Here is a 24,241-nt window from a genome sequence, read left to right on the forward strand (position 1 = left end):
AGCCACGTGAGGACTCGCTTCCACTGCGTCATGTGCATGTTCTCCATTCGTTGTGGGCTCTGAACCCGTCAACGGCTTGGAGAGACCTGGACGCCGTTGTGATGGGGCGAACTGTTAGCCGCTGGAGCGGAGCACGTGCGCAGCGGCTCGCGAGGCCTGTCTCGGGGCCGCGGTCGAACTCGAGTCACCCGCGACGAAAGGACGTGCGAGGGCGGTGAGACACCGGCCCGCTTCGCTACCAGGAGAGTACCCATGACGTGCAGGCAATGGCGCTGGCGTGTTGCCGCGACCCAGCGGGAGCTCGATGACGTGGCTCGCATCCGCTGGGCTGTCTTCGGCGGAGAACTGGGATTGCTGCCCGAGCAGTCCGCGCTGTCTCGGCGGGAGGTGACGTGCGTCGACACGCTCGACACCACGGTGCATGTGCTCGTCCATGCCGGCGACGAGCCGGTGGCGACCATGCGAGTCGCGTTGCCCAACGCGGAGGTGGCGGCGAACCTGGGTGGGAAGGTGGGGCTCGAGCTGGAGCAGCGAGTGGACCTCTCGGGTCTGCTCCAGCCGGGAAGGCTGTTCGCGGAACCCTCGCGCTTCTGCGTGTTGCCGAAGTGGCGGCGCTCGGAGGCCGTCACGTGGCTGCAGGCGGGCATGTACGCGGAGAGCCGGCGGCGCGGAGTGACGCACTGGATTGCGTCCGCGAACCTGGAGACGGACTCGCCCGAGGACGCGCTCCTCTCCTGGCAGGTGGCGGCCCACCGGGGATGGCTGAGTCCTCACTGGCGCGTGGCCGTGACCGACCCGTGTAGGGCCCCGGTGCGGCCCCGCAGTCCCTTCTACACGCCCGAAGAACGGGCACAGGCGGCGCAGGGGCTGTTGGACGGACTGCGGCTGCCCAGGGCGCCCTCGCTCTTCGCCAGGACGATGGGGGCGCGCTTCATCGCGGAGCCGCTCTACGACACGTATTTCCAGTGGTTCACGCTGCCGCTCGTCATGGTGCTCGATGAAATTCCGGCGGACTCCGTGGCGCGCTTCCACGCGATGGAAAACGGCATGAGTCCCGCCGCCTAGACCGGGGCGGCTGTTCCCTTCCTTTCACCTTCAACACGCGGCGACCGGGAGCCCCATGGGCACCGGACAGGAGACGTACGTGCGAACACAGGCGAAGAATCACGCGGGAGCGAATTGGTTGGCGGCGCTGGACGCGGAGGCGCGAGGGCTGGTGGCGGCGGTGGATGCGCGGCCCGACGGCCACCGCCTCTTCGAGGGCTCCCTCGATGCCGCGGGCTACATCCACTACCTCGTCCAGACCTACCACTACGCCCGATGGAGCACGCCGATCCTCGGCGAGGCGGGCGAGCGGCTGAAGCGGCTGGGACGGCACCCGGAGTTGGCGCAGTTGCTGATCCAGAAGGGGGAGGAGGAGCGGGGGCACGACCGGTGGCTGTTGTCGGACCTGAAGAACCTGGGGTGCTCGGAGGAGTCCGTGGAGACGGCGGTGCGGAGTCCGGCGGTGGAGGCCTATACAGGGTGGAACTTCTTCACGTCCCGCGCGGGCGTGCCGACGGCGGTGTTGGGGACCGCGTACGTGCTGGAGTACCTGTCGCAGACGCGGGCGGGCGTGTGGGCCCGGCGACTGAAGGAGGTGTCCGCCATTCCCAACATCCACAAGTCCGTGACGTTCCTGCGCAGCCACGGGGCACTGGATGGCGACCACGTGGCGGAGATGGCGCGGCTTCTCGAGCGATTGACGGAGCCCGAGGACCAGGAGGCCATCCTCTTCTCGGCCCGCATCGCCCGGAGCGTCTACCCGTGCATCTTCCGTGAGGTCGGAGCCTCCACCCTACCCCTCGCGGGGTAGAGACAACCGCACGCAGGCTGGGGGAACCTCCCGTTCGAACCCTGGCCTTCGGGAGGACGCCTCACACGGGCCTGTTGAGGAGGGCTGCCTGGTAGAGGAAATCGGCGCGACCATCGACGCCCAGCTTGCCGAAGAGGTTACGCACGTGGGTCTTCACCGTCTGGCCCGAGATCTTGAGTTCATCGGCGATCTGCCCGTTGGACCAGTTTCGAAGCACACCCCTCGCGATGTCGAGCTCGCGGGGCGTGAGCTCGCGCTGCATGTGCAAGGGGAGCGGGATGGAGTGGGGAAACTCGGTCAGCAGGAGGGCCCATTGGCGGGGGCCGTCACTGGCGGGCAGCTCGACGAACCGGCACGTGCGGTAGCCCTCGGGATGATTGATGACCCATAAAGTCTTTCCGAGCCGCGAGTCCAAGTCCATCCGAGCCAGGGCGTCCAGTCGCTCCTTGAGGACGCGAGGGAGGCCGGAGGCGTGTACGTCCGAAGGGGTGAACCAGCGCTCCAGCAGGGCCGTGGCGTGCGGGGAGCGGAATACCTCACGCGTGGGAGGCTCCAGGATGAGGAAGGCGGAGTCCTTGCGTTGGAAGAGCTCCTGGAGCAGTTGGGTGCGGGCGGTCAGGTCCTGGTAGTCCTGGCAGTTGCCCACGGAGTTCGCCAGGTGCCTGGTGAGGCTGGAGAGCGCGGTGATGCTCTGGGAGGAGAAGGCGGACCGCGTGTGCCGGTAGAACGCGAAGGCGCCGACGACGCCGGGGCGGATGGGCACGAGGACGGCCATGATGTGCTCCAGAGGCAGCTCAAGCTCCACGCTGCGTTGGTAGACGAGGGTTCGTTCGTACTCCCCGCGGGAGAGCAGCTGCGTGTCGCAGGTGGGCACTTCGGGCTGGGCGAGGATGGGGGCCCGGAGGAAGTCATGGTCGACCAGTCCGGCGTACTCCTTGAGTATCGGGATGGGGTGGCCGGGGACGTGCCATCGGAAGTCGAGCGAAGGCGCGACGCGCATGAGGCACAGGGCCATGGAGTCGGCCTGGACGAACTCGAGAAGCGGCGCTCGAGTCGCTTCAAGGACCTCCGGAAGGGACCGCGAACCGCCCAGGGCCACGGTGACGGTGTCCCGGACCCTGAGCTCGCGAGAGTTGAAGTCCCGTGGGTTGAACATCCGCCGCTCCTTGGCAGGCAACCCCGTGAGGTATGCGGGGCTGTCCCCCGTCCTTAGGTCCGGACTGAAAATCTGTCCCTCGCCCTTCGGGGCGATTGACGGAAACCTGGCAGCGCTCCTTCCACGCACAACGCCATTCCAGTTCGGAGACCCTTCGAGTTGGAGGCGAGTGATTGAGCAGTGAAGAGAGCAGTTCAATGAATTTGTTCAAGACCCATGGCGGGCCAACGAATACTTCTTTGCGGCCAGCCGATGATTTCGGCGGGGCTGGCAAGTCCATGCATCGAGACCGATTACCCCCTCACGGAGCCCCCTTGACCGCAGTCCACGCCGCTTCGTCCTCTTCCGTTTCAACCCCCTACTCTGCCGGTCCTTCAAAGAAAGCCCTGTGGACGGGGCGCATCTTGAGCGGCCTCGCCGTCATCTTCCTGATCTTCGACGCCGTAGGCAAGGTGCTCTCCGCACCGCAGTTCGTGGAGGGCACCCTCCAGCTCGGCTATCCCGCGAGCGTCGTCGTAGGACTGGGAGTGCTCCAGCTCGTGTTCCTCGCGGTGTACCTCTTCCCGAGCACCTCGGTGCTCGGCGCGGTGCTGTGGACAGGCTACCTGGGCGGCGCCATCGCGACCCACGTTCGAGTCGAGAGCCCGCTCTTCACGCATGTGCTCTCCCCCGTCTACTTCGCGGCGTTCCTGTGGGTCGGGCTCTGGCTGCGCAATGAGCGATTGCGCTCCCTCCTCCCCTTTCGTGAGGCGCAGTGACTCGGGGGCGGCGAATGGCGCAGCCAAGGCCACTCCGAAGAACTCGCAGGCAATCGCTGGTTTTCAACTGAGACATTCAACTCCGCAGGGACTTCAAGAGAACTCCATGAAGACAATGAACAGGTTCACGCTCGCTGTGATGGCCATCCTCTGCTCGACCCTCTGGGTGACGGGATGCGACTCTGAAAACCCGCCCCCCAAGGCCCCGGAGAATCGCACCCGGGGCGCCTACGCGTCGGTGAACGGCATCAATCTGTACTACGAGCTTCATGGCACCGGCAGACCGGTGGTGATGCTCCACGGTGGATTGTCTACCATCGATACGACGGAGCCCTTTCTGTCGACGCTCGCCCGGAGCCGGCAGGTCATCGCGGTGGAGCTCCAGGCCCATGGCCGCACGGCGGACATCGATCGCCCGATGAAGTACGAGCTGATGGCGGACGACATCGCTGCGCTCATCAAGCACCTTGGGTTCGAGAGCGCGGACGTCTGCGGCTTCTCCCTTGGAGGCGGCGTCGCGATTCAGCTGGGCATCCGGCATCCGAGCGTGGTGCGCAAGCTGGTGGTCGTCTCGGCGCCCTTCAAGAGCAACGGCTGGTACCCCGAGGTCCGGGCTGGGATGGCGTACATGGACGCCGACGCGCTGGCAGGCTCTCCCCCGCACGAGGCCTATGTCAGGGTTGCGCCCAGGCCGGGAGATTGGCCCGTGCTGGTGTCCAAGCTGAGGCAGCTGCTGGCTGGGGAAGAGTATGACTGGACGGACACCCTTCGAACCATCAAGGCGCCGACGCTGATCGTGGCCGGGGACACCGACAACATGCCTCCAGCCCACCTCGTCGAGATGCTTGGAGTGCTGGGCGGCGGTAAGGCAGACGGCGCGATGGGCAACCCGCCGAGCTCCCGCCTGGCCGTGCTGCCGGGTGTGAGCCACTGGAGCATCCTGACTCGAACGGATCTCCTGGAGCCCATCGTCCCGGCGTTCCTCGACGAGCCGATGCCGGCCGCAAAGCCCTAACCTCCGGAGAATGCATGTCATTCAAAGCGTGTCTCGACTCCATCAAGGAGAAGACGGGCACTGACTGGAGGACTTCGCCAGGCTTGTCGCCAAGCAAGGACTGACCAGGCACGGAGAAATCGTGGCCTGGCTCAAGGATGTGGAGCCGGGCCCGACGCCGCCCCAACGCGTCAGTAATACTCTTCCGACTTGAAGAAGCGGTTTGGCGCGCATCCTACAGCGGCCCGAAATTCACGGTGGAAGTGAGATTGATCGCAATAGCCAGCGTCGAGGGATAGCCGCGACAGGCTCATGCCCGGTCGGTAGGAGTCGACGACCTGGCGCAACCGGATGATGGACGCAAGGTGCTTGGGTGACGTGCCGACGGTGCGGCGGAAGCGCTTCTCGAACGCGTCCTGACTGATGTGGAGTGACTTGGCGAGCGCGCCAATCCGAAGCGAGCCGTGAGCTTCGCGGATGGCGCGCACTGCCGCTGCGACAATCTGATCGGGCTCCCGAGGCCTCAACCGTGCGCACAAGAACTGCTCCACAAGCTCCGACCGCTCCGTGGCATTCTCCGAATCCGCTATCCGGGACGAGAGGCGATCCACATCTGTGCGTGGCACCAGATCGTCGAGTGCCTGAATCGTATCAAGGAACTCGTGCAAGGGCTCCGCGAAGAACTGCGCGGCCCCTGCCTCTTTGAACGTCACGAGGACGTTCCCCCCGTTCGCCGAGGCCCGTATCCGGCGCACGATGGAGCCCATGCCTGAGATGGCGCTGCTTGGGAGCTTGCGCTCGGAGCTCCCCTGAATCTGGCTCGCGGAGCCCCTGAAGGCGATGCCGAGAGCGATGCCGGGGTCGGGAAGCAACGTGCGCGTCCCTTCCTGGCCTCCCTCGAGCACAATGATCGAACGCACGAAGGGCGCCAGTTGCTCGTTAGGCGCGAACAGCCTGACAGACGGCACGAACGGCATCATTTGTTCGCTGGGAGGGAACAGCCTCGGCATGACACATGCTCATGGCACCAAGGGCGCCACGGTTCAACGAAAATGCCAAAACCCGCTCTGCTTCGCCAGCTCAGACACTGTAGTCGCCTCACCCTCGCGGTTCTCGCGCGGCAGCGTGTCTCCAGCGAGCAATTCGTGACGAAGCTGTTTTGCGTTCCTTGTCTGAGAAAGCGCAGTCCTCCATGACGATCATGAGCATGAGGTACGCCCGATGACAGACACTTCGGTCACGAAGCCGCACTGCTTGCTCGACGCCATCAGGTGTACCAGCGCGCCCGCGCCCGTCACCCCGAACGATGGAACTGCTTCCCATGGTCGGGATTGGTCTCGCTGATGTTTTGCTTGGCTTCGGAGATGATTCTGTTGCACTCCGCATTGTAGTCTTTGTGCCACCCCTTGTGCTTGGGGAGCATCAACGCATAGGCAACGTCCCGATGCAGAGCCCGGCCAGTCCCGTCACGGAGCCAAGCTCTCTGAAGCTGGCGGCAGGCACCCAGAGGGGACCCTCTCCCACGGGACGCGCGGGGCTCCGAAGCTGGATGAGCGCATGCCCCCAGTCCTGGGCCCGGTACGCATCCCCATTCAGCGCCCCCACGACGATCCTCAGGTGGGCGCCACGGTCCGCGAGTGCATCGAGAGGCCTTGCTCACGCTCTGGCTGAGCGCCCTGCCCAGCGCGGGACGTCCCCGTGTTCCTCAAGGGTGTTTCCGGGGTCCGGCGTCGCGGGTGCGCGCTGATGACTGGAGCCAGTCCCCTGATGACTGCAGTCATCGGCTGGGGGCCCAAGTGGAACGCTCCGCTCCAGTGAAGTCGCGGGGTTGCGGAGACAGGATGGCTGGCATTCGCGCTGCAATGAGGGAATGCACGGGCGAGACGACGAACTCCTCGCCGCGACGGTCCCCCATCGCTGTCCTGAAACAGGTGACGCCCATGATCAAGACCAAGCCCTCGTCTCTCTCCCCCTCCAAGCTGCGTCAGAACACGCCGGACTCCGCCTCGGTCACCCCTCCGAAGAAGACGCCCTCCGCTGTCCCCGCGCAGCAGGACGCGAAGGTTCGCAACCCCTCGGGTGCGCCCTCGCAGGCGCAGCGGCCGACGGATGGGTTCGAGGGCAGGAACCCCGCGCCCGGCGGTCGGGGCACGCGCGCGCTGGATGCGCTCTCGAATGTGTCGGGCGCCGCCCTGCCCGCGATGGAGACGCTCTCGAATGTGTCAGGCGCCGCCCTGCCCGCGATGCAGGCGTTCTCGCCCATGATGGCCGGAGGACAGCCCGCGATGCAGGCGCTCTCGCCCATGATGGCCGGAGGACTGCCGTCGATGGAGCAGCTCTCGCCCATGAACGCACCCATGCGGATGGGCGGGATGCCTGCGATGGACACCCTCTCGCCCATGAACGCGCCCATGCCGAGGGGCCTACCCTCGATGGACGGGCTCCCGCAGGGTCTCGGGCTCCCCACCGCGCCGCCGATGATGACGCCGAACATGCTGGAGGGCATGCAGGTGCCCTCGCTGCCGGGCCTCGTCGACTTCGCTCCCCGTGGGCTGCCCTCGCAACTCCAGGACTTCGCTCCTCCGCCCTCGCTCCAGGACTTCGCTCCCCCGCCCTCGCTCCAGGACTTCGCTCCCCCGCCCTCGCTCCAGGACTTCGCTCCTCCGCCCTCGCTCCAGGAGCCCGTCAACCCCGCGCCGCGCGGGCTGCCCCCGCAGTTGAGGGACTTCGCGCCGGCCCGTGAGGCCACGCCGCGCGCCGCGCCGCAGGCCGAGCCGGAGTCCTCCGGCATCCCGAGCGCCAATGACAAGCGCCCGGCCGGGGACAAGCGCTCGGCGGCGCAGATCGTCGACGACTCGCCCGCGCTGAAGAACCTGGGCCGTCAGAAGGACATCAAGTTCGACCAGCTCTGCAAGCAGACGGGCATCGACCCCAAGCTGGACCTGAAGGACGCGAAGCAGAACCCGGACGCGGTGTTCCGCCTGGCCAAGGTGCTGGAGTTCATCGACAGCGCGAAGGCGTCGACCGGTGGGGACCGGGACAGCAAGGTGAAGAACGGCAAGGGTGACGGCAACATCGAGGGCATCACGAAGAGCGGTGATGCGCGGCACGGCACCGAGGCCGGAATGGTGAAGGACTTCGCCGAGCAGGGTTACTCGTTCCTGGGCGAGCAGAAGCTGCCGACGACGAAGGACACGCACGTCAAGGCGGACGGGAGCAACAAGGACAACTTCCAGTGGGCCGCGGGTGAGGCGGGCAAGCACCTGTGGTTCCTGCCGGCGGTGAGCAACGTGCTGACGGGCATCGGCAACTCGGAGGGTGGCGCGAAGGGCGTCTTCGAGGGCGCGGCCAAGGGCTACGTCAACACGCTGAAGGGCGCCGCGGAGGGGGTCCTCGGGGCCGTCACGACGGGCCAGGTGAACCCGGCCTCGCTCCTGCTTGGTGGCGCGGCGGGCGCGCTGGCCAACACGGAGGCCGCTCCGCAGCCGGTGAAGGACATCGCCAGCATGCTGTGAGCTTGAATCGAAGTGGGTGACCCGAGCGGGGGATCTGCTCGGTAGAGGGGCCCTCGGAGCAACCTTGCGGCGGCAGGGAAGCTCCGAGGGCCTTTCTATTTCTGGGACCGCGATGCGCCGTCCTGAGTCGGCCACGCGTCTCCAAGGACGTGGCTGAGGGTTCACGTGCATTGACTGCCGGATCAGGCCGAAATCATCGGTCTATTTCCCAGGAGGAGTTTCACCCCTCAGCCACTTGACGAGCCGCGTGCGCTGCCGGCCCCTCAGGCTGCTCATGACCGACACCTGCTCGAGGTCCCAATCGCTCCGCAGCCGCTTCGCGGCCAGGGCCATCCACTCGGGGAACCGCGTGGGCTCGCAGGCCCCCAGCCCGAGCGTGTCGTTCTGGAGCCTCTCGCTGTCGAAGTCGAAGACCGGCACGATTCGCCCTGGCTCCCCGTCCGGGCCCCAGGTGGACATGGAGAAGCTGAACCAGACCGGAGCCCGGCTGTCGACCGTCAGATGACAGTGGTAGCGGTAGGTCATCGACCGCGCGTCTCCCTCTTCGCCGCCCGTCGCGTAGAGCTTGAACCAGAAGACGTCCAGTTCGCCGAACCCCAGCGCGCGCGCCAGCTCCAGCGCCGGCGAGCGGGCACGACGCGCCTGGAGCAGCGCCTCCATCCGCTCGAACAGGGCATCCAGGGCCGGCGTGGAGCGCGCGTGGGTCCGCAGGTCCTCCAGCCTGTCCAACTCCCACCCCTGAGACTGCACCGCCCGCTCGACATGGGGGATGAGCGCGTCGAGCGACGCCTCGGACGCGTCGATGGTCAGCACCGCCAGCATGTCCAGGGACACCTCCTCGCTGGCCACGACGACGGTCTGGATCGCCTGGAGCAGTACGGGGTTCTCCGCCAGCCCCTGGAGCTTCGCCTTGCGCTGCTTCGAGCCCCAGCCATACGTCACATTCAAATCCAGCATCCCCTGGAGCGCTGTCCGCCACGACGCACACAGGGCCTCGTCGGAGCCCTCCCGGTCCACGCTCTCGCGCAGGAAGAAGACCGCCGGACGCACATCCCTCGCGAGCCGCTCCAGCACCGCGCGGATGACAGGCGCGGGCAACCGCTGACAGTGCTGCCCGAAGGACCCGAAGAACGAGCGGTCCGCTGGAAGGAGCTGCAGCGCCGCCCTCGCCGCGAGCATCGGGTCCACGTCCACCGGGAGCTTCTTGAGCACCTTGATGAGGCGCTCCCAGTCCGGAGCCGGCTCCCCCAGCAGCGCGTGGAGTTCCTCCGAGGCACGTCGTCGACTCATTCCTCCACGTCTACCAGAGCCCCACCCGCACCGCCCCCCGGAGGCGCACACACCCGGGAAGGGGCTGACGCGCGAGGCCCCTGACGGCCAATCGCCAAACGACCGGTCGCCACCACGCCCCTCTCAGCGCGGCGCCGGGACGCGCTCCCCGAGGACCCAGTCACTTGGGGAGCGCGAATCCCGCCGCGGTGGGCGGAAACCTCAGCGCGGTGTGACCTTGAGCAGCTTGCCGTTGGTGGCGTCGGTCAGCAGGTAGAGGGCTCCATCGGGCCCCTGCACCACCTCGCGGATGCGCTCGTTGCGGCCCTTGAGGAGATGCTCCTCGCCCACCACGCGGTCATTGCGAATCATGAGCCGCACCAGGGCCTGACTGACCAGACCGCCCACGAAGATGTCGTTGCGCCACTCGGGGAACAGGGTCCCCGTGTAGATGGCCATCCCCGAGGGGGCAATCACCGGGTCCCAGTAGTACACGGGCTGCTCCATGCCCGGGCCCTGCGGGCTGTCGTGGATGGGCGCGCCGGAGTACTCCTCGCCATACCCGATGGTGGGCCAGCCATAGTCCTTGCCCGCCTCGGGCCGGTTGAGCTCGTCCCCTCCCTTGGGCCCCATCTCCACCGTCCACAGCCGGTTCTGGCTGTCGAGCGCCGCCGACAGGATGTTGCGGTGACCCACCGACCAGATTTCTGGCTTCGCGCCCTGGGTGTTCACGAACGGGTTGTCCTGGGGCACCGAGCCGTCTGGATGGATGCGAACCACCTTGCCGAAGTGGCTCTTCACGTCCCGAGCCTGCACCCGGCCCGCGAGGATGGAGCGCTCTCCGAGCGTGACGAACAGCTTGCCGTCGGGGGTGAACACCAGCCGGCCCCCCGAGTGCAGCGTCGACTCGAGTGTCGGCATCATTCGGAAGATGACCTGAACGTTTTCCACGCGAGGCTGCGAGCCCTCCTCCACGAGCTTCGCGCGCGCCACCGCCAGCCCGTTGCCACCCTGGCGTGGCTCGGCATAGGTCCAGTAGACGAGTTTGCTCTGCGCGTAGTCGGGACCGACCTCCACGTCGAGCAGTCCGCCCTGGCCACGGGCATCCACGGCGGGCAGCCCCGTGACAGCGGGAGACTTCGCGCCCTGCGGAGTGACGATGTAGAGCGAGCCGGTGGCCTTCTCCGTCACGAGCATGCGCTGGTCGGGCAGGAAGGCGATGGCCCAGGGGTTCCTGAAGCCAGAAGCAATCTCGGTGACCTGGATTGCCGTCTTCGATTGAATGGCCGGCGCGCGTGTCTGCTCGGGGAAGGCTCGAGAGAACTCGGGCACGTTGGGCGGCCCCTGAGGTACCTCGGGGCCGCTGGGAAGCGGATCCGGCGGGACACCCGCATCTTCCGGCGGGACACCCGCGTCTTCCGGCGGGACACCCGCGTCTTCCGGCGGGACACCCGAATCCTGTTGGGGGACACCCGAATCCTGCTGCGGGACGCCCGAGTCTTGGGGCGTGGGGTCAGGGTCCTCGCTGCAACCAGCGAGGAGGGCGGCGACGATGAGGGGCACCGAGAGGATGCGCATGCGACTCTCTCCTGGGGGGATGGGGCGGCGGGAAGGTGCTGACCTGCCTGCTGGCGCGCAAGTCTCGTGGCGGGAAGGCCGCGATTCAACCCACGGCCGTGCGGTGCCGGGCATCCGACGATGTAAAATCACCGTGTCACGGGAGGAGACGGAGGGAATGGGCCAGGGGGAGCACCTGGCACACCGGACCTCACTTCGCGCCTGGGAGTGCGGACAGCGCGGCTCCCTGCGGCGCGAGCGGAAGGGAGCATCCGGCGGACGTCACCCGTCGGTCGGACACGCTTCCGTGGCGCTCCCGCACTTCGTCTGGTGGGTCCGTGAGCGTTTGGGGCGCCACCCAGAAACCCCAGTGTCCATTCACGGTCGCTTCATTCGCAGTTCTTGCCGCAGACGCTCCCGACCTTTTCTACACAGAGGCTGTCCCAAGAAACGGAGCAGCAGAATGGATCGACCGCGCAGATCGCTGAAACGCAGTCAGCCTTCGCACTGTCACAGTGGTTCACGAGAGAGGCACCTGGCGTGCAGAGCGAATGCGCACAAGTGCCGTCCGATTCCGAGCACGTCAGGCTGCCACAGACTGTTCGGACCTCGCCCACACAACGGCTGTCCCATGAGGAACTGCAGCAGTACGCGTCGGCCGTGCAGACCGACGAGACACACGGGTCGGAAGCCGGTGACAACGGAACTCCGGACGTGCACTTGTCGTGTATGGGGGCGCGCGCCCCGATGGAGAGGGACGTTCCGCTGCTCACGATCACCGCGGTCACCGCCGTGGGGGGCGAGGCGGAAGCAAGGCCAAAGAAGAAGCTCTTTTTTCCAGTCCCGGGACTTCCTCCAGCGCAAACCGGGGTTGCGAAGGTGAAGGTGAATTCATTGCCCACCTTGTTGGCGGAGGAGAGCCCGATGGTGCCGCTCCCACCGGAAGTCACGACATAGACCTGATCGGTCGGCCCCGTGCCGTTGTACTGAAAGGAGGCCACAGGACCGAAGGAGACTCGTAGCGACTGGACGCAAGGGATGTGGGTGATGCCGGTGGCATTGGTCAGGTCGACCACGTACTCGTAGCCGTAGTACCCCTGAGCCGGGGCACCGGTCGCTCCTGTGAACGTGCGCGTCTGCAAGCGCGCGGTCCCGGAGGTTCCTGGCAGAGGGATGGTGGCGCTCGAGTCGGTGACAGACAGCGTGCAACGGGTGTCGAAGACACAGTTGATCGCTGGTGCACCGACATTGACGACGCTGAGAGCTTCGGCTGCGGCAGGCTTCGACAGTACAAGCAGCGTCAACGACACAATCAATTGGATGCGAAGCATGTCATGACCCCACGTGTATTCATTGTGTTCGACATCAGGCTGGACCTTGCTTCTTCCGCAGCTCTGCCACCCCACAACCCGGCTCGCACCTGCTCGGCAAGGCTAGACGGAGAGCGTACAAAGGAAAAGTCTCGGTGCTATGACAATCTTCGTGAAAGCAGACCACTCTCGGTGGTGGAGTGACGCAAGAGTGATGGATTACCCTCCGGGCGGCCGTTTCCGATCTCGCCGGACATGTTGGTGCTTCACGCCCACACGGTGACCCACGGGTTCCAGGATGAGACGATGTCGCTGCCTCTCAGCAACGTCATACGTGGAATCCACGATAGTAATTACCTAGCTGCAATCCAGGGATAAGTGATAATCATCGCACCGTCCGTGAACGGGGGTGCGCATGTCAGTGAATAAAGACCTTTCCAGCCGCATGGCCTTCATCATTTCCCTGCTCATCGCCAGCGTGGCGTGGAGTGGGGCCTGGGCAGCGGGTTGGTCGCCTGCGGCGCCGATGTTGGGTCTCCGGTCGCTCCACAGCGCGACCCGGCTGGCGAATGGCAATGTGCTGGTGGCGGGCGGCTTCTACATCACGACGACCTGGAACTTCCCGACCGCCGCCGAGCAGTACAACCCCTCGACCAACACGTGGACATCGGCCGGCACCCTGCTCCGTGGACGCCGGGCCCATACCGCCACCCTGTTGCAGGACGGTAGGGTGCTCGTCACGGGAGGAGAGAGCCCCACCGGCACCCTGGCCCAGGCCGAGCTGTACAACCCGGCGACCAACTCGTGGACGGACGTGGCTTCCATGATCAGCCCGCGCGCCTTCCATACGGCGGTCCGGCTGCAGAACGGGAAGGTGCTGGTCGCCGGGGGCGCTCCCGTCAATTCGTCGACGAACGCGGCCGAGCTGTACGACCCGGCGACCAACATCTGGACGGCCGTGCCTTCCATGAGCAGCGCCCGCAAGCAGCACAGCGCGGCCCTGCTGGAGGATGGAAGGGTGCTGGTGGCGGGGGGCTACAGCGGGGGGACTCCCTTCTGGTCCAGCGCCGAGGTGTACAACCCGGCGACCAACTCCTGGTCGTCCGTGGGCTCCATGAGCACGGCCCGAGTGCTGTTCCCCCTGGCGGTCCTCCCCACCGGCAAGGTGCTGGCGGTGGGGGGAAACAGCGGAACGGGCCTGCCGCCCAGTGTCGATGCATTCGACCCTGCGACCAACACCTGGGCCCCGGTGGCGCCCATGGGAATCGGTCGCTACATGCACACCGCGACGGTGCTCGCGAACGGTCAGGTCCTGGCGGCGGGGGCCTATAGCCGGGACAGCGCCGAGCTCTACGCACCGGCGACCAACACCTGGACGAGCGCCGGCGTGATGAGCAGCCCCCGCGGTGAGCACACCGCGACCCTGCTCGCCAATGGGAAGGTCCTGGTGACGGGCGGAACCGGTGGCAGCGGCCATCTCGCGACGGCCGACCTGTATTCGCCCGACGTGGGGAGCGACCTGGGGAGCAGCCTGGGCTCGGGGCTGGTGCAGGCGGACACGTGCACCGCCACCAACGATTCCACGCCCGCGTGCAGCGCCGGCAGCACCGCGCCGGACCGGAGCTTCACCTGGACGGCGCCCTCGTCCGGCACCTTCACCGTGTCGACGACGGGCTCCTCCTTCGACACCGTGCTGTCCCTCTTCGACGCGAACACCGGCGCGGCGCTCGGATGCAACGACGACGTGAACGCCAGCACGTTCCAGTCGTCCGTCGCCGTGACGCTCTCGGCGGGACGGCAGCTTCGCATCGTCGTGGATGGCTACCGGACGCGGTGCGGCACCCTCACCCTCAACATCCAGTAGTCGCGGCCAGTCAGGGCGGGGCGCCTCCGGAGACGACGGGGGCGCGGTGGATTCGTGTCTGTTCAAACCCAGCATGGAGGCTTGCCATGAATCTGAGACGTCTGTGCAGCATCTTCGTCGTGCCCGCGCTGCTTGCGACTGGCTGCGGAGCGCTGGAGGACTCGAAGGCCGTGGGCGATGAGACGCGGGAGGCTAACGCGGACCTCGCCACGTCGGCCGTCTTCTCGGGCACGGTGCGCAACTCGGCGGGCGCCGTGCAGGCGGGCGTCACGGTGGTCATCAACGGAATCTCCCGGACCACGGACACCACCGGCCGGTACTTCATGTCCGTCGTGGCGTCGGCCAACGGCTACGTCCTCACCCTCCGGAAGAACGGACTGGCCTCGGCGACCGAGTTCTATTCGGCGAGCAAGACGAGCCTCAACCACACCCTGGAGACGGGCTACGTGCAGACCGTCAGCCCGACGGTGGACAGCACGGTGACCACGCCCAGCGGCGTGAAGGTGAACCTGAAGGCGAACACGCTCGTCAACGCCAGCGGCGTGCCGGCCACGGGCCCGGTCAGCATCACCGTCGCGAGCTATGACCCGATGCGCATGCCGGGCGACTTCACGGCGGTGAACTCCAGCGGGCAGCAGGTCGCGCTCGAGTCCGTGGGCGCCGTCTTCGTGGGCGCCACGGATGCCAGCGGCGCGGCCCTCAACCTGGCGACGGGTGCCACCGCGACGGGCTTCATCCCCGTGCCCACGCAGGTGGGTAACATGCCGGCGTGTGTCTCCGACGGCACCTGTCGACTCGCGATGTGGAAGTTCAACGAGACGACGGGCAAGTGGGAGGAGAAGTCCGCCAACATGCAGTTCGGCCCAACGGGCACCACCTTCACCATGCAGGGCACGAGCAGCATCTCCGGCGCCGTCCCCATCAGCACGGGCGGGCTGGGCATGTGGAACGCGGACATCGAGAAGCGCGAGCCCGCCTGCACCATTATCGAACTCGTGGGTTTCCCGGAGACCTGCTTCGGCACGACGGGCACCGTCCAGTTCAGCCTGAAGCTGCCCAACGCGGCGGGCACGCTCATGCCGCGCACCGACACGATGTCCCAGGCGTCGCCCTTCATCGTGCTCTACAACATCCGCGCGAACGCCTTGCAGGAGGTGGGAATCACGTTCCCGGCCGGCGCTCCCACGAACTGCGCGAAGAACCTGGACATCTCCTCCACGCCGGCCGCCTCGGCCGGCTACCCGTTGTACACCACGGCGGGCGGAGTCACCCGGTTCAACTCGGGCGCTCCGTGGGGAGGCACCGGCTACCCGAAGGACCCGAGCGGCAACATGATCGACTTCGACGACGTGGCCCAGGGCACGCACCCCTGCAAGTCGCGCGTGCAGTTCACGACAGAGCTGTAGTCGCTTCCCACCGGCCTGTCCCCTCAAGTCCCGAGCGGGACAGGCCGCTCGTTGCTCGGCGACGAAGCCTCCGACCGTTCGATTCGGAGGGAAATGACTCACAGGGAATGCGGCACCCGGACGAGTAGAAATCCGATGATCAGTGATCGTGGCTGGAGAAGTGTTCTTCTTGGTGCCTGCGCTGTCCTGAGCCTGTCCTGCGGCGAAGGCCTGCTGCCCGAGGAGGAACGGGCGGGTGCTGGCATCCCGGGGAATGAGGTCGGTACCGTGGATGAGGTGGGCCAGGCGCTGACCGACGAGCTCGGCTCCGTGCTGGGCTCACCCGTCGCCACGAACAATACGTGTGCCGCGATCGATGAGCACACTCCGGCCTGCACCACCCAGACCACGGCTCCGGACCGCTCCTATTACTGGACCGCGCCCTCCACCGGCATGTTCACCTTCACCACGACGGGCGCCACCTTTGACACGGTGCTCCTGCTCCTCGATGCGTCCACCCATGCTTCGCTGGGCTGCAACGACGATGCGAGCAGCACGACGTTCCAGTCCTCGGTGACGGTGAACCTCACCGCCGGCACGCGGGTGAAGATTGTCGTCGATGGCTACAGCACCCGCTGCGGCGACTTCGCGCTCAACATCTCCGCGCCGACCTTCGCGGGCTGCGCAGCGGTGAAGGCCGCGATTCCCAGCGCTCCCGATGGGGAGTACGTCATCAACCCGACCGGCGCCCGGCCCATCTCCGCCTACTGCGACATGCGGTTGGGGGTTGAGCTCTGCACGGAAGATGTGGGCGTTCGCCGGGGACGGACGCGTGAGGGCTCGAACCTCGACTACGTCATGATGAGCCTGCTTGCTCGCACGTCCGGGCTCTGTAGCGTGTGGGCCCTCCGCGGCGCCAGCGACAATCGTCCCATCGACGCCCTCGTCGCCGCTGGGAACCCGAGCATGGGGACCTGTCAGGCCCTGGGTTTCGTGAGTGATGGGACAATCACCCTTTGTGATTTCGGTAGCGAGCGGGGGACCTGCGGCTACAACGTGAGCAGCGGCTATTATCGATATGGCAATGGCTGCATGGGTTGTTCCTTGAACGACGGCTATTACACCTCGTACAAGCTCCAGGGCCCGATGCGGATCTCCACGGTCATATCGAGCATGGACGGCAGCACCCGTTCAGTCTGCCGCACGCGCTGACGATAGGGGGCGCTCCAGTCGCCTGGACCTATTCCAGGATGCGCCCATGCTGGAGCACGGACACGATTCGCTCCTCCTGGGTGGGGGATGCGGGGTTGGCCCTGGAGAGAGGGCCAACCCACCCGTTGAATCAGTTGCGGACGATGATGTAGCTGAGCCGAAGCCAACGAAGCTCACGTCGCGCGAGACCAGCAGGTAGCTCACCTGGCCCGCGTTTACGACCGACAGGCCCTTGTTGGAATAGCGGTACTCACTTCGCGCCTGGGAGAGAGGACAGCGCGGCGCGCACCGCGTCCACCGCGTACTGGGAGAACTCCCGCTGCATCCTGGGCAGCCGCTCCGCCTCCGCGAGCGCCGTCTCCAGGTCCTTGCGCGCCTCGTCCTCGCGGCCCGCCCGCTCCAGCGTCCGCGCCCGACTCAGCCAGACCGCCAACCGTCGGCCGCCCTGGGCCCGCTTCAGCGCACGGTCCGTCGCGGCGAGCGCCTCGTCATAGCGGCCGAGCTCTCGGAGGTTCGCGGCCACCCGTGTACTGGCGGAGAAGTCGTCCGGGAGCTCGCGCTCCGTCTGGACGAAGAGTTCGAGGGTGTCCGCCAGGTGCCCGCTCAACTCGGCGGCGCTGTAGAGCTGCGAGTCCCACGCTGCCCTGCCCCGCGCGGTGGTCTCCTCGGCGCGGTACGCGAGTACCTTCGCGTAGTACTCCTCGGAGAGCTTCCGGGCGCCCTCCTTGTCGCCCCTCGCCGCGAGCAGGTCCGCCATGGAGTCGTAGAGCCAGGTCTGGCTCTTCGTGCCGTGCTTCTGGGCCTGCTCGAAGGCCTTCTCGAAGTAGACCTCCAGCGCCTTCATGGCCGGCGCGGCCCAGGGCTTGGGTTCGTTGGCGTAGCTCGCGCACGAGTAGCCGGTGCTCGCCGGGCCCGCTTGCCCCTCCTCGTCGAGGCTGGGGACGGTCCTCACCGCGTACTCCGCGCAGGCCTGGAAGGCCTCCGCGTTCCACAGCGCATTGAGCGCGGACTCCACCGCCCGGGTGCGACGGCTCCAATCCCTGGGGCCCTGCTCCACCGCCTTCTGATACTTCCGCGCGGCCAGTTCGTGCTCCCTCCGGGCATGGGCGCGGTCGCCCTCGAGCAGCAGCAGCTCCGGCCCCGACACCTGGGCGCTCAGCGCGCGCCGGGCATCGTCGAGCAGCGCCAGGACATCCTCCAGCGCCGCGCCTCCCATCCAGCGCACCGCGGGCGTCTCCGTCTCGGAGTCGAGCACCAGCAACGTGGGCAGGTTGTCCACCGGGAAGCGCTCGAGGAGCGGCTCATTGATGGGGTCATCCACGTCCACCGCGAGCAGGACATAGTCCTTCGCCTTCGCGATGAAGCCGGGCGCGGCGAAGACCTGGGCCTCCATGGTCCGACAGGGCGGACACCACACCGCGCCGAAGTCGATGAAGAGCGGCTTGCGCTCGGCGCGGGCCTGGGCGAGCGCCGCGGCGTAGTCGTTCTGGATGAACGTCGCGTATTCGGGGGGACGTGCTTTCGTGGTGGCACAGCCCACGAGGACCATGAGGCAGACGGGGAGGAGTCGCTTCATGGGAAGCGACTCTAGTCCACCGCCCTGCCCCATCCACCGGGCTCGCGGCTCACCTGGGCGGGCTCACCACGACGTAGGAGACCTCGGTACCGGAGTAGCGAGGCTGGTACCAGGTGCCTTCGCAGTTCTGGTACGTGACGCCGCTGACCACGGCCGTTGAACACGCCGGAGGAAGCGAGCGGGCCACGGAGCCAATGGCCGCCGCTGTGACAGTGGCGGTCGCCGTCACGGCGGCGGCCGTCGCGACCGGGTGATAGTTCCGGTCGACATCCACGTCGATGTCGCGGTGCACGTCGACATCCCGATTGACGTTGGAATTGACGTGAGTCCTCGTCGTGGTGCGGACCGCACGCGCCTCGGCGCTTCCTGCGAGCAGTCCGAATCCAAGGACGACCGCGAGGGACTTCAGGAATGAATGGGGGCTCATGGGTTCAGGCTCCTGGCTCACGGGCTTCTTCCGGGATTCGACGGGCCTGCATCGAATTGAATCCGGTGGGAGCCCTTCGGGGGGTTGAACGCGAACACCGCGTTGCCGACGTTGGGCTTCAGGTTCCAATCGAGGACCGCGACGTGCTGAGGCTGCGTGGGGTCCTGGGTGTTCGTGATGACGAGCTTCCGAGGCAGGGGCTTGTCCCCCTTCTCGATCCAGACCTGCCAGTCCACGCCTTGCTGCTTGAAGGCGTACTGCTCGGTCTCCACGCCGTCGATGGTGGCGGGCCCCACGTCGATAGCCGACTGGATGTCCTTGATGCCGCTCTTGTCCGTCCCCCAATAGAAGAGGTCGACCAATGGAATCTCGACACCGTAGCGATGCTCGGCGGTGGCGATGGTCTGCGCCAGCGTGGGAGGAGCATCGAACGAGGCGTAGTAACCGCCCTTCGGGCCATTCACCGTGAAGGTCTTCCCGTCATAGAAGAACTGGCGCTGCTTCCGGTCAGACTTGATGTCGACCCTGAGCTTGTCGGGGCGGCGCGCGCGGAGCTCTGCTTCCGAGGACAGCTGGATCTTCTGACCACTGTCCAGGACCTCGTCCGTGGTCGTCTCCGCCGTGATCGCGAATGCAGGCAAGCTCCTCAGGAAGCCGCCCATCTCCTCCAAGGCCTTGATGGCGTTGGGGTCGACCGCGGGCGCATCCTGGGGACCCGCGGCTGCCTGCCCTGGTGCCGCGAGCGCGGGCGACAAACCACTCACCAGTCCGCCCGCGCAGAGCACCAGCGAAAGCAGCCGCTTCTTCGAACCCATGCCTTGAAGCCCCATGCCGAACGCCTCCCCTGCGGATGTCCAGAAGTCAGCTCCGCATCAACTTGGAGATGCGTGGGGCATGAGCAAGTCCAGGCGGGCCTTGCTCACTTCATGCCACCAGGCCTGGAGCAAGCCCCCGCCGCGCACGCCAGGTCTTTGAGATGACTGACGGCTACGCGCTCACGACGGCCACCACGGCGGGCGCCTCCACCGGGTCGACCAGGGACTTCTGCTCCCACGCGCGGCTCTTCCACCGAATCCACATGGAGATGCCCCGCAGCCACTCATCGGCGGCGACGGCCAGCCACACGCCCGCGAGCCCCAGGTTCAGCTTGAAGACCAGGACGTAGCCCAGCGGCAGGCTCATGCAGACCATGGACAAGAAGCCCATGTAGACGGTGAAGGGAGCATCCCCCGCGGACCGCAGCGCGTTCACCAAGACCAGATTGAAGGAGCGCCCCGTCTCCAGCAGGAGCCCCAGGACGATGACCTGGGACGTGAGCCGGACGATGTCGCCGTCATGGGTGAACAACCCCACCAGCGGCGCGCGGACCAGGATGGCCGCCACGTCCACGACGAAGGTGATGGCCACCGCCCACTTCAGGCTCTGGAGCACCCGGCGGTACGCCTCGTCGACCTGCCCCGCGCCCACCAGCCGGCCCACGATGATGGCCGTGCCCATGCCGACAGCGAGGCTGAACAGGAAGATGTACTGGGAAATCGCATTCGCGTACTGCCGCGAGGCCAGCGCCGTGGGCCCCAGGAACGTCACGTAGTAGAGGAACACCGCCTGGCAGGACTGATACGTGCCCTGCTCCACGGCGGAGGGAATCCCCACCCGGAGGATCTTCCGGAGCGTGTCGCGAGAGAACGTCACGTAGTCGCGCGCCCGCATCTTCACGTCCATCACCCGGTACAGGAGCCAGGCGAACACGACGAGCGCCACCGCGCGGCTTCCCACCGTGGACAGGGCCGCGCCGGCCACTTCCAGCCGGGGAACGCCAAGCAGCCCGAAGATGAGCAGCGCATTGCCGCCCACGTGCAGCGCGTTCATCCCCAGCGCGATGAACATCGACTCGCGCGTGAAGCCGTAGGTGCGAATCAGGCTGGAGCAGACGTTGATGAGCGCCTGGAGGAAGATGAACCCTCCGGCGATTCCCATGTACGTGCGCGCGTGCTCCAACACGATGCCGTGCAGGTTCATCCGCAGCAGCAGCGCATCGCCGAAGAGCAAGAGCCCCGCGCTCACCGTCACGCCGAGCAGCAGGTTCAGGGTGATGGCCACGGCGGAGATGCGCGCGGCCTCCTCCGAACGTCGCGCACCCAGGTACTGGGACACCACGACGGAGGCGCCGTTGCTCACCACCTCCATGATGAGGATGCAGATGAACAGGTACTGATTGACGACGCCGACCGCGGAGACCGCGTCGTCGGACACACCGCTGAGCATCAGCGTGTCCGCCGTCCCCATCATCATGAAGAGGAGGAGCTCCAGGAAGATCGGCCAGGTCAGCCGAAACAACCCCATCCGGGTGGGGCCCTGCACAGTCGTGTCTGCCATGGTCCGCCGCGCTGAACTCGCGCGAGGGACTAACAGTCGCCGCACTGCGTCGCCAGCCCGTTCGCGCCTGCCTGCCATGGACTCAGGGAGCCTCGCGGCTCCTATGAGCTCAAATGACGAACGTGCGCACGTGACGGGCGAGTCACGCGCGTCGTCAGTGCTTCATCAGCTCGCGCGAGGAGTCCACCACCGGCGACTTCTCCGAAGAGGTGGAGCTCACCTTGAACAGCGGCTCGGAGCCGCCCTTCACGTTGTTGCGAGACGCGCTCGGGGGCGAGGACTCGTTGGAGGAGAGCGACGGAGTCGACACGGACGAGTTGGGAGCCAGGCCCTCCTGCTGCTTCTTCGCCGCCGCGCGGCTGCGTCGCCACAGGAAGTAGCCGATGCCAGCCACCGCGAGCACGCCCATGACGGCGTACTGGCCTTCCTTGAACTTGGAGATGAGCATGTCCAGCTCGCCGCCGAAGTGGAAGCCGAGCCACACGAAGATGGGCGCGGACAGGAGCGCGGCCAGCCCATCCCAGAAGATGAAGCGCCAGTAGGACATGCCCACCGAGCCCGCGGTGAAGTACGTCACCGCGCGCACGCCCGGCATGAAGCGCGCGATGCAGACAATCTTCTGTCCGTGGCGCTCGAAGAGCCCTTCCACCCGCGCGCGTTTCTCCGCCGTGACGATGCGCGCGAAGAAGCCTCCGCCCTTGCCATCGCCGTTGCGCCCCAGCTTTCCGCCCAGCCGACGGCCGGCGAAGAATATGAGGCTGTCACCCACGAGGATGCCGGCGAAGCCCACCGCCATCATCACCGGGAGGCTCGCGGCGCCCTTGTGCGCCAGGAAGCCGCCCAGGATGAGCGAGATGTCCTCCGGCAGGGGAACCCCCAGGCCGCAGGCCACGAGGATGCCAAAGACGGTGGCATAGGCGATGAAACCCTGTGAGTCGCCGAGCAGGTTGGTGAGAAGGTCTTGCACGCGTTGTCCCGTCCGTTCACTTCCGATTGGCTTGCTGGGTCACCGCCCGAGCCAGCCCATCCAGCGCCCACACATCAACCGGGCGCGTGTCCTCAAAACTCCGCGACAGGGTCTTCAAACCGAAGTACCCCTCGCGCTGGGCCGCCTCGTAGGCCCCCGCTGGTGCCCCCGTCGCCGTCAGGGCCAGCGCTCGGCTCAGCAGCGCCACCCCGTAGTCGTCGACCGTCCCCTCGCCCGCCCCTTTCGCCCGCGCGTCCTTCAGCGCCGCCGCCCCACCCGCCCAGCGAGCACCCAGGCGGCCGGCCAGTCGCGAGGACAACAGCCCCCGCGCCAGCTCGCGCACCACGGGCTCGGGCTCGGGGGCTCGCGTCGCAGGCCCCACCACAATCACCCACCCGCGCCCCGTGTCGACCGGTCGCACGCTTCCCTCGGCTTCGAGCAGATTAACCACCACCCGGGGTGCTGGCTCACCTTCCCGTAGGCCCAGAAGTCGGGCTGCTTGTTTGAACGGGCCGTCCAGCAGGGGCAACCAGGCGCGTTGCGCGGCGCGGAAGTCGGGCAGCGTCTCCGCTCGGAGCGCCGCCACGGGCCACTCACGCTCCACGCGGGCCAGCAGCGCCTCCAGTCCTACCAGGTCCCCAGGAGCGCCCGGCACATCGGGGCCTCCGAGGATGCGCGCCAGGTACACCTCCACCGGCTCCGGGTGCGCGGCGAAGTAGGCCCGCGCTTCCTCGAGCACCGACGGAGCCACTGTCGCCAGCTTCTCCCGGACGAGCGTGCGAGCGCGGCCATACCGATAGGTGGGAACGGGGTGGGCCCGCTCGACGGGGCCGGCGTCGTAGCCGGCGCGGTTCAGCAGGGCGAACAGCGTGAAGACGCGGACATCGGCGCGCACCTCCAGGCCACCCGGAGTGTACTGGCTCGCGAACCAGTCCTCCTCGGGGGCGATGGAAACCTGAGCGGTCGACCCGGCGTGCGCGGGGGCCGACGCATGGACCCCGAGCAGTAGGAGGAAGGCCAGGTGGGGGGCTCGCATACCGGCGCCCACGCTACCACGGGCCTCTCAGACGGCCGGAGCCTTTCCGATGAGGGTCCTAATCATGTCCCGGTTGTCCCGGGCCTTCTGGCCGAAGAAGCCGACGATGCCCATCAGCAGCTTCACGCAGGCCTGGGGCTTGGTGGCCAGGAGCTTCTGGAAGTCCGAGGCGCGAATCTCCAGCGCGGAGACGTCCGTGACGGCGGTGGCGGTGCACAGCCGCTCGCCCTTCTGCACCAGCGCCAGTTCTCCCAGAGGCTCGCCGGTGCCCACTTCGCCCAGCGACACGTCCTCGCCCGAGGGATTCCTGGCGCTCAGGCGCACCGTGCCCTCACCGACGATGAGGAGCGACTCCCCCGTCTTGCCTTCGGTGAACAGCGCGGTGCCCTTCGGGAAGGCACGGGGCACGGCCACACCCGCGAAGATCTGGATGCCGGTGTCGGTGAAGCCCTTGAAGAGGGGGCACGCCTTGAGGGTGTTCGCAGGCACGAGAGCCATGGGGCGGGTCCTACCACGGGGCGCGGGGGCCCGCGAGTCAGCGGCCCCTCCGCTCAGTGTGCCACCCCAGCCGCAGCCCTCCGGACTCTCCTCCGTCATTCCTCCGAAGCCCGTGGCCCCCGTCGACGAGGTGCGGGGTGAAATGAAGGCCCTGCGCGAGGCCGAGCAGCGGGGTTCGCTCACCGAGCCCCAGCGTGAGCGTCTCATCCAACTGGAGCAGGATCTCAATCGCCACCATGAGATTGTCCCGGGGGCCCCCCCGCGCAGATGGAGCGACGGCTCTTCGACCAGCGCCGTGGCGAAACGCTGGAGCAGTACCGGGCGCGAATGGCCGAGCTCGAGGACGAGGTGCTGGATTTGGTCAAGTCCCGAATCGTGTGTAGTTGGTTCGGAGGGGGAACGGGGGAGGAAGGCTCCTTGGCGGATTCATTCAGCGGTGTCTGGGTTTGAAGTCAGCAGGGCCATGTCGAGGTAGCGGCGGTCATC

The 24,241-nt window shown here is 67.0% G+C and carries 21 protein-coding genes; 8 read left to right on the plus strand and 13 right to left on the minus strand.

What is annotated here, in order from left to right; translation table 11 throughout:
• The first annotated feature begins 252 nt into the window (after positions 1–252).
• Complete coding sequence (locus HUA74_RS18485) at positions 253–1,065, plus strand: GNAT family N-acyltransferase (RefSeq protein WP_174455529.1); 813 nt, start codon at positions 253–255, stop codon at positions 1,063–1,065.
• A 55-nt stretch (positions 1,066–1,120) separates the two neighbouring features.
• Positions 1,121–1,855, plus strand: a complete 735-nt coding sequence (locus HUA74_RS18490; protein ID WP_174455530.1) for an iron-containing redox enzyme family protein — start codon at positions 1,121–1,123, stop codon at positions 1,853–1,855.
• Positions 1,856–1,916: 61 nt separating this feature from the next.
• On the opposite strand, the gene HUA74_RS18495 is transcribed toward HUA74_RS18490, so the two are convergent.
• A complete protein-coding gene (locus HUA74_RS18495; RefSeq protein ID WP_174455531.1) occupies positions 1,917–3,011 on the minus strand; it encodes a helix-turn-helix transcriptional regulator in 1,095 nt (364 codons plus the stop codon).
• Between the two features lie 404 nt (positions 3,012–3,415).
• On the opposite strand from HUA74_RS18495, the gene HUA74_RS18500 reads away from it, so the two are divergent.
• Both HUA74_RS18500 and HUA74_RS18505 read left to right on the plus strand, forming a co-directional pair.
• A complete protein-coding gene (locus tag HUA74_RS18500; RefSeq protein WP_305794690.1) occupies positions 3,416–3,769 on the plus strand; it encodes a DoxX family protein in 354 nt (117 codons plus the stop codon).
• 106 nt (positions 3,770–3,875) lie between these two features.
• Entirely contained in the window at positions 3,876–4,784 is a 909-nt protein-coding gene (locus HUA74_RS18505; RefSeq protein WP_217443488.1) for an alpha/beta fold hydrolase, read from the plus strand.
• 170 nt (positions 4,785–4,954) lie between these two features.
• Here the strand turns inward: HUA74_RS18505 and HUA74_RS18510 are convergent, their stop codons facing one another.
• Positions 4,955–5,773, minus strand: coding sequence for an AraC family transcriptional regulator (locus HUA74_RS18510; RefSeq protein WP_174455532.1), 819 nt, complete (start codon positions 5,771–5,773; stop codon positions 4,955–4,957).
• A gap of 930 nt (positions 5,774–6,703) precedes the next feature.
• Between HUA74_RS18510 and HUA74_RS45165 the strand changes: the two genes are divergently transcribed.
• The gene (locus HUA74_RS45165; RefSeq protein WP_217443505.1) at positions 6,704–8,278 is read left to right on the plus strand and encodes a hypothetical protein; all 1,575 of its coding nucleotides are present in this window, start codon (positions 6,704–6,706) and stop codon (positions 8,276–8,278) included.
• A 201-nt stretch (positions 8,279–8,479) separates the two neighbouring features.
• On the opposite strand, the gene HUA74_RS18520 is transcribed toward HUA74_RS45165, so the two are convergent.
• The 3 genes from HUA74_RS18520 to HUA74_RS18530 form a co-directional block, all read right to left on the minus strand.
• Positions 8,480–9,568: a hypothetical protein gene (locus tag HUA74_RS18520; protein WP_174455533.1), complete on the minus strand. Its 1,089-nt coding sequence runs from the start codon at positions 9,566–9,568 to the stop codon at positions 8,480–8,482.
• 201 nt (positions 9,569–9,769) lie between these two features.
• A complete protein-coding gene (locus HUA74_RS18525; RefSeq protein ID WP_174455534.1) occupies positions 9,770–11,125 on the minus strand; it encodes a PQQ-dependent sugar dehydrogenase in 1,356 nt (451 codons plus the stop codon).
• 368 nt (positions 11,126–11,493) lie between these two features.
• Positions 11,494–12,435: a hypothetical protein gene (locus tag HUA74_RS18530; RefSeq protein WP_174455535.1), complete on the minus strand. Its 942-nt coding sequence runs from the start codon at positions 12,433–12,435 to the stop codon at positions 11,494–11,496.
• A 424-nt stretch (positions 12,436–12,859) separates the two neighbouring features.
• Between HUA74_RS18530 and HUA74_RS18535 the strand changes: the two genes are divergently transcribed.
• From HUA74_RS18535 to HUA74_RS18545, 3 genes are all read left to right on the plus strand, one after another.
• Complete coding sequence (locus tag HUA74_RS18535; protein ID WP_174455536.1) at positions 12,860–14,278, plus strand: kelch repeat-containing protein; 1,419 nt, start codon at positions 12,860–12,862, stop codon at positions 14,276–14,278.
• Positions 14,279–14,364: 86 nt separating this feature from the next.
• Positions 14,365–15,684, plus strand: a complete 1,320-nt coding sequence (locus HUA74_RS18540; protein ID WP_174455537.1) for a carboxypeptidase-like regulatory domain-containing protein — start codon at positions 14,365–14,367, stop codon at positions 15,682–15,684.
• Positions 15,685–15,951: 267 nt separating this feature from the next.
• The gene (locus tag HUA74_RS18545; RefSeq protein WP_141641107.1) at positions 15,952–16,875 is read left to right on the plus strand and encodes a fibrinogen-like YCDxxxxGGGW domain-containing protein; all 924 of its coding nucleotides are present in this window, start codon (positions 15,952–15,954) and stop codon (positions 16,873–16,875) included.
• A gap of 250 nt (positions 16,876–17,125) precedes the next feature.
• Here the strand turns inward: HUA74_RS18545 and HUA74_RS18550 are convergent, their stop codons facing one another.
• The 8 genes from HUA74_RS18550 to HUA74_RS18585 form a co-directional block, all read right to left on the minus strand.
• Complete coding sequence (locus tag HUA74_RS18550; RefSeq protein WP_174455538.1) at positions 17,126–18,451, minus strand: tetratricopeptide repeat protein; 1,326 nt, start codon at positions 18,449–18,451, stop codon at positions 17,126–17,128.
• Positions 18,452–18,500: 49 nt separating this feature from the next.
• Positions 18,501–18,878 carry a hypothetical protein gene (locus HUA74_RS18555; RefSeq protein ID WP_174455539.1) on the minus strand — a complete coding sequence of 126 codons (378 nt, stop codon included), beginning with the start codon at positions 18,876–18,878 and terminating at the stop codon, positions 18,501–18,503.
• Between the two features lie 17 nt (positions 18,879–18,895).
• Positions 18,896–19,693, minus strand: a complete 798-nt coding sequence (locus HUA74_RS18560) for a DUF2092 domain-containing protein (protein ID WP_174455540.1) — start codon at positions 19,691–19,693, stop codon at positions 18,896–18,898.
• 172 nt (positions 19,694–19,865) lie between these two features.
• On the minus strand, positions 19,866–21,254 hold the full coding sequence (locus tag HUA74_RS18565) for an MATE family efflux transporter (RefSeq protein ID WP_174455541.1): 1,389 nt from the start codon (positions 21,252–21,254) through the stop codon (positions 19,866–19,868).
• A gap of 154 nt (positions 21,255–21,408) precedes the next feature.
• Positions 21,409–22,221: a DedA family protein gene (locus HUA74_RS18570; protein WP_174455542.1), complete on the minus strand. Its 813-nt coding sequence runs from the start codon at positions 22,219–22,221 to the stop codon at positions 21,409–21,411.
• A 16-nt stretch (positions 22,222–22,237) separates the two neighbouring features.
• Positions 22,238–23,257 (minus strand): hypothetical protein, encoded by a 1,020-nt coding sequence (locus tag HUA74_RS18575; RefSeq protein ID WP_174455543.1) that lies wholly within the window; start codon positions 23,255–23,257, stop codon positions 22,238–22,240.
• A gap of 27 nt (positions 23,258–23,284) precedes the next feature.
• Positions 23,285–23,755, minus strand: coding sequence for a cyclic nucleotide-binding domain-containing protein (locus HUA74_RS18580; RefSeq protein WP_174455544.1), 471 nt, complete (start codon positions 23,753–23,755; stop codon positions 23,285–23,287).
• Positions 23,756–23,792: 37 nt separating this feature from the next.
• On the minus strand, positions 23,793–23,993 hold the full coding sequence (locus HUA74_RS18585) for a hypothetical protein (RefSeq protein WP_174455545.1): 201 nt from the start codon (positions 23,991–23,993) through the stop codon (positions 23,793–23,795).
• Positions 23,994–24,241: the final 248 nt, after the last annotated feature.

The sequence above is a fragment of the Myxococcus sp. CA051A genome (assembly GCF_013336705.1).
Lineage (GTDB): Bacteria > Myxococcota > Myxococcia > Myxococcales > Myxococcaceae > Myxococcus > Myxococcus llanfairpwllgwyngyllgogerychwyrndrobwllllantysiliogogogochensis.

Coding starts and splice junctions, on each gene's coding strand:
- HUA74_RS18555 (WP_174455539.1), bottom strand. CDS start 18,878: ATGAGCCCCCATTCATTCCTGAAGTCCCTCGCGGTCGTCCTTGGATTC.
- HUA74_RS45165 (WP_217443505.1), top strand. CDS start 6,704: ATGATCAAGACCAAGCCCTCGTCTCTCTCCCCCTCCAAGCTGCGTCAG.
- HUA74_RS18550 (WP_174455538.1), bottom strand. CDS start 18,451: ATGAAGCGACTCCTCCCCGTCTGCCTCATGGTCCTCGTGGGCTGTGCC.
- HUA74_RS18575 (WP_174455543.1), bottom strand. CDS start 23,257: ATGCGAGCCCCCCACCTGGCCTTCCTCCTACTGCTCGGGGTCCATGCG.
- HUA74_RS18565 (WP_174455541.1), bottom strand. CDS start 21,254: ATGGCAGACACGACTGTGCAGGGCCCCACCCGGATGGGGTTGTTTCGG.
- HUA74_RS18530 (WP_174455535.1), bottom strand. CDS start 12,435: ATGCTTCGCATCCAATTGATTGTGTCGTTGACGCTGCTTGTACTGTCG.
- HUA74_RS18525 (WP_174455534.1), bottom strand. CDS start 11,125: ATGCGCATCCTCTCGGTGCCCCTCATCGTCGCCGCCCTCCTCGCTGGT.
- HUA74_RS18505 (WP_217443488.1), top strand. CDS start 3,876: ATGAAGACAATGAACAGGTTCACGCTCGCTGTGATGGCCATCCTCTGC.
- HUA74_RS18580 (WP_174455544.1), bottom strand. CDS start 23,755: ATGGCTCTCGTGCCTGCGAACACCCTCAAGGCGTGCCCCCTCTTCAAG.
- HUA74_RS18535 (WP_174455536.1), top strand. CDS start 12,860: ATGGCCTTCATCATTTCCCTGCTCATCGCCAGCGTGGCGTGGAGTGGG.
- HUA74_RS18540 (WP_174455537.1), top strand. CDS start 14,365: ATGAATCTGAGACGTCTGTGCAGCATCTTCGTCGTGCCCGCGCTGCTT.
- HUA74_RS18495 (WP_174455531.1), bottom strand. CDS start 3,011: ATGTTCAACCCACGGGACTTCAACTCTCGCGAGCTCAGGGTCCGGGAC.
- HUA74_RS18490 (WP_174455530.1), top strand. CDS start 1,121: ATGGGCACCGGACAGGAGACGTACGTGCGAACACAGGCGAAGAATCAC.
- HUA74_RS18485 (WP_174455529.1), top strand. CDS start 253: ATGACGTGCAGGCAATGGCGCTGGCGTGTTGCCGCGACCCAGCGGGAG.
- HUA74_RS18520 (WP_174455533.1), bottom strand. CDS start 9,568: ATGAGTCGACGACGTGCCTCGGAGGAACTCCACGCGCTGCTGGGGGAG.
- HUA74_RS18510 (WP_174455532.1), bottom strand. CDS start 5,773: ATGCCGAGGCTGTTCCCTCCCAGCGAACAAATGATGCCGTTCGTGCCG.
- HUA74_RS18560 (WP_174455540.1), bottom strand. CDS start 19,693: ATGGGTTCGAAGAAGCGGCTGCTTTCGCTGGTGCTCTGCGCGGGCGGA.
- HUA74_RS18585 (WP_174455545.1), bottom strand. CDS start 23,993: ATGGTGGCGATTGAGATCCTGCTCCAGTTGGATGAGACGCTCACGCTG.